At 68.6% G+C, this 6,065-nt stretch carries 5 protein-coding genes; 3 read left to right on the forward strand and 2 right to left on the reverse strand.

Annotation, left to right across the window (positions count from 1 at the left end; genetic code table 11):
- On the forward strand, positions 1–587 hold a 587-nt coding region (locus FUT87_RS21825; protein WP_147242375.1), incomplete at its 5' end, for an RNA methyltransferase.
- A gap of 31 nt (positions 588–618) precedes the next feature.
- Here the strand turns inward: FUT87_RS21825 and FUT87_RS21830 are convergent.
- Both FUT87_RS21830 and FUT87_RS21835 read right to left on the reverse strand, forming a co-directional pair.
- Positions 619–1,512 carry an EamA family transporter gene (locus tag FUT87_RS21830; protein ID WP_147241980.1) on the reverse strand — a complete coding sequence of 298 codons (894 nt, stop codon included), beginning with the start codon at positions 1,510–1,512 and terminating at the stop codon, positions 619–621.
- Between the two features lie 15 nt (positions 1,513–1,527).
- Entirely contained in the window at positions 1,528–2,349 is an 822-nt protein-coding gene (locus FUT87_RS21835) for a pyruvate, water dikinase regulatory protein (protein ID WP_091723022.1), read from the reverse strand.
- A 311-nt stretch (positions 2,350–2,660) separates the two neighbouring features.
- Between FUT87_RS21835 and ppsA the strand changes: the two genes are divergently transcribed.
- Together ppsA and FUT87_RS21845 are read left to right on the forward strand one after the other, a co-directional pair.
- Positions 2,661–5,072: a phosphoenolpyruvate synthase gene (gene ppsA / locus FUT87_RS21840; protein WP_091723027.1), complete on the forward strand. Its 2,412-nt coding sequence runs from the start codon at positions 2,661–2,663 to the stop codon at positions 5,070–5,072.
- Positions 5,073–5,295: 223 nt separating this feature from the next.
- Positions 5,296–6,065, forward strand: a 770-nt coding sequence (locus tag FUT87_RS21845) for a sodium:solute symporter family transporter (protein ID WP_404935428.1), incomplete at its 3' end; no start/stop codon positions are given.

Consider the following 6,065-nt stretch of genomic DNA (forward strand, 5'->3'; position numbering starts at 1 on the left):
ACGAGGCGCTGCGCGCGCTGGCCGACGCGGCGCCGAAGGTGCTGGTCGTCTCGCCGGCGCTGTTCAAGACGGTGTCGGGGCTGGAGTCGCCGGCGCAGATCGGCTTCGAGCTGGCGCTGCCGACGCAGCCGCGCATCGATGCCGGGGCGGACTCCGTCGTGCTGGACCGGCTGCAGGACGCGGGCAACGTCGGCACCATCCTGCGCAGCGCGGCGGCGCTCGGCTTCCGGCAGGTGCTCGCGCTGAAGGGCACGGCGGCGCTGTGGTCGCCCAAGGTGCTGCGCGCGGGCATGGGCGCGCATTTCGGGCTGAAGCTGATCGAGGGGCTGGCTGTCGAGGACCTCGACGCGCTGAAGGTGCCGTTGCTGGCCACCAGCTCGCACGCCGATGCGCTGCTGCATCAGGCCGACCTGCCGAGCCCCTGCGCCTGGGTCATGGGCCACGAAGGGCAGGGCGTCGGCGAGGCGTTGATGCGGCGCTGCGCCCTGCGCGTCGGCATCCCACAGCCCGGCGGCGAGGAGTCGCTGAACGTCGCGAGCGCGGCGTCGATCTGTCTCTACGAATCCGCCAGGCGCCGACTGGGCTGAAGGTCCGCGCGAGGCGAGGGCTGGAGGGTGGTCAACGCGCCACCGCCAGCGCCGCCACGCCGAGCGCGATGAGCGCCGCCCCGGCGATGCGCCAGCCACGTTCGCCTTCGCCGAGCAGTTGCCCGCCGATCAGCGCGGCGAACAGCATCGACAGCTCCCGCGCCGGCGCCACGCGCGACAGCGGCGCCAGCTTCATCGCGTAGAGCACCAGGATGTAGGCCGCCGGTGAGCCGATGGCCACCACCAGCGCATGCTTCCACTGCCGGCGCAGCGCCGGCAGGAATGCCGCTCGATCGCGCAGCACCGCCGGCAGGCTGACCGGCACCCGCAGCAGGTTGCAGAAGTAGTCGTAAAGGATGGGCGACAGCGCCAGGACCTTCACCGCGTAGCCGTCGATGACGCTGTAGGCGGCGATGGTCGCGCCGGTCAGCGCGCCCCACGCGATGCCCAACTTGCGTCTGCGCTGTCGCTCAGGATCGGCGCTCGCCGCGTCCTTGGCGAAGAAGGCGGGCCCCGCCGCCATCAGCAGGATGCCGCCGACCACGCCCGCCAGGCCCAGCGCGCCACCCAGCCCCAGGTGCTCGCCCAGCAGCAGCACGGCCACGAGCGAGGACAGCAGCGGTCCGCTGCCGCGCGCGACCGGATAGACCACCGTCATGTCCGCCGCGCGATAACCGGCGAGCAACGCGTTGAAGTAGGCCAGGTGAACGACGGCGCTCGCGGCCGTGGCGATCCACGCCCGCCAGCCCCAGCCGGGCAGCTCGTCGAGCCCGACCACGAAGACGGCCGGCAGCCACAGCAGGCTGACGCCAAGCGCCGTCATGCAGGCGAAGTGATGGTTGCCCTGCGCCTTCTTCGCGGCGAAGTTCCACAGCGCGTGGATCAGCGCCGCCGCGACGACCAGGGCCAGCGCGGAAGCCGGCATCCGTCGTCGCCGGGCTCAATACATCAGCCGGTCCGGGCGGATGTCGCGAAGGATCGTCGTCGCGATCTCCTCGATCGACTTGTGCGTCGACGACAGCCAGTTGATGCCGGCCTTCTTCATCATCGTCTCCGCCTCCCGGACCTCGTAATGGCAGTTCATCAGGTCGGCGTACTTGCTGCCCGGGCGGCGCTCGTTGCGCACCTGCGCCAGGCGCTCCGGATCGATCGTCAGGCCGAAACACTTCTTCTTGTGGGGCACCAGCAGCGAAGGCAGATGACCGCGCTCGAAGTCCTCGGGGATCAGCGGGTAGTTGGCCGCCTTGATGCCGTGCTGCATCGCCAGGTACAGCGAGGTGGGCGTCTTGCCGCAGCGGCTCACGCCGACCAGGATCACGTCCGCCGAATCCAGGTTGCGCGCGGACTGGCCATCGTCATGCGCCAGCGAGAAATTGATCGCCTCGATCCGGTCGTGGTACTCCTGGCTCTTGGCGACGTCGGAGAAACGACCGACGCGGTGGCTGGACTTGATGCGGAATTCATCCTCCAGCGGCGCGATGAAGGTCCCGAACATGTCCATCACCAGGCCCTTGCACTCCTGGCGCACCACGTTGAGCACCTCGCGGTTCACCAGCGTGGCGAAGACGATGGGCCGCACGCCTTCGCGCTCGCCGGTCTCGTTGATCTCCTGCACCAGCTGGTGCGCCTTCTCGCCGCTGTCGATGAACGGGCGCCGCACATGGCGGGCCTTGACCGAGAACTGCGCCAGGATGGAGTTACCGAAGGTTTCGGCGGTGATGCCGGTGCCATCCGAGACGAAGTAGACGGTGTGCTGGGTCATGTCAGGCCTTTGAAACCGGTCGGGGAGCCTTCGCGGAAGCGGGCACGCCGCGTGCCGAAGCGAGAAGTTTCGCCGGTGGATCTCACCGGCCCGGCCCCGAACGAGGGCTTACATCATAGATCGGCCTCCCACTAGAATCGCCCGCAACTTGCCCCTGCCCACCGCATGAACGCCACGCCGCGACGCCCACAAGAATCGACAAGACCTGTCGTGCGCCGTGCCATGCCCGTCTCCCTCGAAGCCGCCGGCCGCGCCGGCCCGCTCGGGAGCGCGCGGGGAGCCCCGGTTTCTCAACATCACGGAGTTTTCCCATGTCTGATGCACGCTTCGAGGCGACCGCCCTGGTCGTACCCTTCGAGAAACTGAGGATGACCGACGTCGAGTCGGTGGGCGGCAAGAACGCCTCGCTCGGCGAAATGATCTCGCAGCTGGCCCAGTCCGGCGTGCGGGTCCCCGGCGGCTTCGCGACCACCGCGCATGCCTTCCGCGACTTCCTCAAGCACGAGGGCCTGGATGCCCGCATCCAGCGTCGCCTGGCCGACCTGAACACCGACGACGTGCGCGCCCTGGCCGCCGCCGGCGCCGAGATCCGCGGCTGGGTCGAGGCCCAGCCTTTCCCGGCCGACCTGGAAGCGGCCATCCGCGCCGAATTCGAGCGCCTGACCGCCGGCAACCCGGACGCGTCCTTCGCCGTGCGCTCGTCCGCCACCGCCGAGGACCTGCCCGACGCCTCCTTCGCCGGCCAGCAGGAGACCTTCCTGAACGTCGTCGGCATCGAGGACGTGCTGCACAAGATGAAGGAAGTCTTCGCGTCGCTCTACAACGACCGCGCGATCAGCTACCGCGTGCACAAGGGCTTCGCCCACGCGGACGTGGCGCTGTCGGCGGGCGTGCAGCGCATGGTGCGCTCCGACCTGGGCGCCGCCGGCGTCATGTTCACCATCGACACCGAGTCCGGCTTCAAGGACGTCGTCTTCATCACCTCCAGCTACGGCCTGGGCGAGACGGTGGTGCAGGGCGCGGTCAACCCCGACGAGTTCTACGTCCACAAGCCGGCGCTGCAGCGCGGCAAGTTCGCGCTGATCCGCCGCAACCTCGGCTCCAAGCTGATCCAGATGACCTTCTCGACCCCGGAAGAGAAGGCGGCCAGCGGCAAGCTGGTCAAGACGGTGGAGGTCGAGGTCGAGCAGCGCAACCGCTACTCGCTCAATGACGACGACGTCATCGAACTGGCCAGGTACGCGCTGATCATCGAGCAGCACTACGGCCGCCCGATGGACATCGAGTGGGGCAAGGACGGCAACGACGGCAAGCTCTACATCCTGCAGGCGCGCCCGGAGACGGTGAAGAGCCAGGCCGAAGGCCAGGTCGAGCAGCGCTTCAAGCTCAAGGGCCAGGGCACGGTGCTGGCGGAGGGCCGCGCGATCGGCCAGAAGATCGGCACCGGCCCGGTGCGGCTGGTCGACAGCGTGGCCGAGATGGAGCGAGTGCAGCCCGGCGACGTGCTGGTCACCGACATGACCGACCCGAACTGGGAACCGGTCATGAAGCGCGCCAGCGCCATCGTCACCAACCGCGGCGGCCGCACCTGCCACGCGGCCATCATCGCGCGCGAGCTGGGCATCCCGGCGGTGGTCGGCTGCGGCGATGCGACCGACAAGCTCAAGGACGGCCAGCTGGTGACCGTGGCCTGCTCCGAGGGCGATACCGGCTTCATCTACGACGGCCTGCTCGAGACCGAGGTCAGCGAGGTGCACCGCGGCGAGATGCCCTACAGCCCGGTGAAGATCATGATGAACGTCGGCAATCCGCAGCTGGCCTTCAACTTCGCGCAGATGCCCAACAGCGGCGTCGGCCTGGCGCGCCTCGAGTTCATCATCAACAACAACATCGGCGTCCACCCGAAGGCGATCCTGGACTATCCGAACATCGACAACGACCTGAAGAAGGCGGTCGAGTCGGTGGCCCGCGGCCATGCGTCGCCGCGCGCCTTCTACGTCGACAAGCTGGCCGAGGGCATCGCGACCATCGCGGCCGCGTTCTGGCCGCAGCCGGTGATCGTGCGTCTGTCCGACTTCAAGAGCAACGAGTACCGCAAGCTGATCGGCGGCTCGCGCTACGAGCCGGACGAAGAGAACCCGATGCTGGGCTTCCGTGGCGCGTCGCGCTACATCTCGGGCGAGTTCCAGGACGCGTTCGCGATGGAATGCGAGGCGCTCAAGCGCGTGCGCAACGACATGGGTCTGACCAACGTCGAGATCATGGTGCCCTTCGTCCGCACCGTCAGGCAGGCCGAGAAGGTCGTGGCGATGCTGGCCGAGCGCGGCCTGAAGCGCGCGGCCGCGGGCGGCCAGGATGGCCTGCGGGTCATCATGATGTGCGAGGTCCCGAGCAACGCCATCCTGGCCGAGCAGTTCCTGGAGCATTTCGACGGCATGTCGATCGGTTCCAACGACCTGACGCAGCTGACGCTGGGCCTGGACCGCGATTCGGGCCTGGAGCTGCTGTCGGGCGACTTCGACGAACGCGACCCGGCGGTCAAGGCGATGATCTCGCGCGCCATCACGGCCTGCCGAGCCACTGGCAAGTACATCGGCATCTGCGGCCAGGGTCCCAGCGATCATCCTGACTTCGCCGAATGGCTGGCCGCCGAGGGCATCGTGTCCTTGTCCCTGAACCCGGACACCGTCGTCGACACTTGGCAGCGCCTCGCCAAGCGCTGACCCCACCGCACCCCACCAACGGCCCGCAAGGGCGTTTCTCATGGCAGTCCCCACTCCCAATCGGTGGCAGGACGACAGTGATGGGGGACGGCAGGTCGCGGGGTTTTGGCGCTCGCCGCCAAGGCCCCGCGACCTGGCGGCCAGCGCGCCGCCCGACGCAGTGAAGCAGGACCGGGGAAGTTGTGGATGTGTCTCCCCGCCAAGCCGGCGATGATCCCCACCCATGTCCACCCCCCCGTCCGACGCCGCGTTCCGCCGCCGGCTCCACCGCAACTACGGTGCCTACACGATCGGCTTCGTGCTGCTTGTTGGCGCGCTGGGCGTGCTGGAGCGGATGGGCATGCCCAAGCAGTGGCTGGGTTTTTCCTTCCTGCTGCTGACGGTGCTGGTCTACGCCGGCATTGGCGTCTTCAGCCGCACCACTGACCCGGTTGAGTATTACGTTGCCGGCCGGCGCGTCCCGGCGTTTTACAACGGCATGGCCGCGGGCGCCGACTGGATGAGTGCGGCGAGTTTCCTCGGCATGGCGGGCAGCCTGTACCTGGCGGGTTACGGCGGCCTGGCCTTCGTCCTGGGATGGACCGGCGGCTTCTGCCTGGTCGCGCTGCTGCTGGCGCCGTACCTGCGCCGTTTCGGCGGCTTCACCGTGCCGGACTTCCTTGCCGCCCGCTTCGAGAGTCGCGGGCTGCGCGTGATGGGCGCGGCGGCGGCAGTGCTGGTGTCGTTCATCTACCTGGTCGCGCAGATCTACGCGATCGGCCTGATCACCACCCGGCTGACGGGCCTGACCTTCGAGATCGGCCTGTTCGTCGGCCTGGGCGGCGTGCTGGTGTGCTCCTTCCTCGGCGGCATGCGGGCCGTGACCTGGACCCAGGTGGCGCAGTACATCATCATGATCCTGGCCTACGTGGTGCCGGTGATGTGGCTGTCCACGCAGCAGACCGGCTTCCCGCTGCCGCAGTTCACCGCGGGCGGCGAGGTCCGCGAGATCAC

The sequence above is a fragment of the Mitsuaria sp. TWR114 genome (assembly GCF_007997345.1).

Bases quoted from the DNA above. Each gene is read 5' to 3' on its own strand.
- FUT87_RS21830 (WP_147241980.1), bottom strand. From the start codon at position 1,512: ATGCCGGCTTCCGCGCTGGCCCTGGTCGTCGCGGCGGCGCTGATCCAC.
- FUT87_RS21835 (WP_091723022.1), bottom strand. From the start codon at position 2,349: ATGACCCAGCACACCGTCTACTTCGTCTCGGATGGCACCGGCATCACC.
- ppsA (WP_091723027.1), top strand. From the start codon at position 2,661: ATGTCTGATGCACGCTTCGAGGCGACCGCCCTGGTCGTACCCTTCGAG.